1 protein-coding gene is annotated in these 734 nt (G+C 41.8%); it reads right to left on the bottom strand.

The window, feature by feature from the left end; all coding sequences use genetic code 11:
• Positions 1 to 734 (bottom strand): phage tail tape measure protein (locus PL77_RS29870; RefSeq protein ID WP_044213731.1); only part of this gene is annotated, 734 nt, incomplete at both ends.

Raw genomic sequence — 734 nt, 5'->3', positions numbered from 1 at the left:
ATTTTTGCTTTCATCCAAGCCACCTCAAACACTTGGGATACTTTATTGAAATCACCCGAAAAAGCCTGTATTTTTTTGGAAAGCTCTTTTTCAAGGTTCAGCCTTTCTTTTTGCTTTTTGATATAAGGATCTTGCAAGTCAATCATTTTGTTGAGACTGAATTCCGTCTTTGCTAAAGAAAGTAAAAACTTTTCTCCGGCGTCTTCTCCTGCTCCCCCAAAAATATCAGCAATAGCCGTTTGTCTTGCTTGAGTGTCTACAGCTCCCATCTGCTCACTGACCATTTTTACAGCGTCGAGAGTAGAAAGTGTTCCGGATTGCAATCCTTTTTGCAATTTATTGACATCAAGACCTAAGCCTTGCACTGCATCTGCTGTTGCTTTGGGCATTTCTTTTAGACGCAAATTAGCTTCTTTTATAGAGTCGATGGCTTTATCCTGATAGACGCCATCTTTGAACGCTTTCGTAATCAGCCCGCCCATTTGATCAGCATTCATACCAACGGCTCGCATTTGCGTAGAATATTCTTTGAACTGATCAAGGTCAATTGCTCCGTTGGTGGCTATTAAAGCATTTTCCAAAATCCCCATTGACTCTTTAGCAGAGATGCCAAATTCTTTCGCCATAGCATTGCCGGAGTTAATGACTTCTCTGCGGTCTACGCTGAAACGGTTGGTAAGTGCTTGCACATCGGCTGTTGTGTCTTTTAGTGCTTCTCCAGTCAATCCCATTGT

Source organism: Flammeovirga sp. OC4, assembly GCF_000812565.1.
Classification (GTDB): Bacteria; Bacteroidota; Bacteroidia; order Cytophagales; family Flammeovirgaceae; genus Flammeovirga.
Note: the sequence above shows the minus strand (reverse complement) of the source record. Positions and strands in the feature narration are given on the sequence as shown.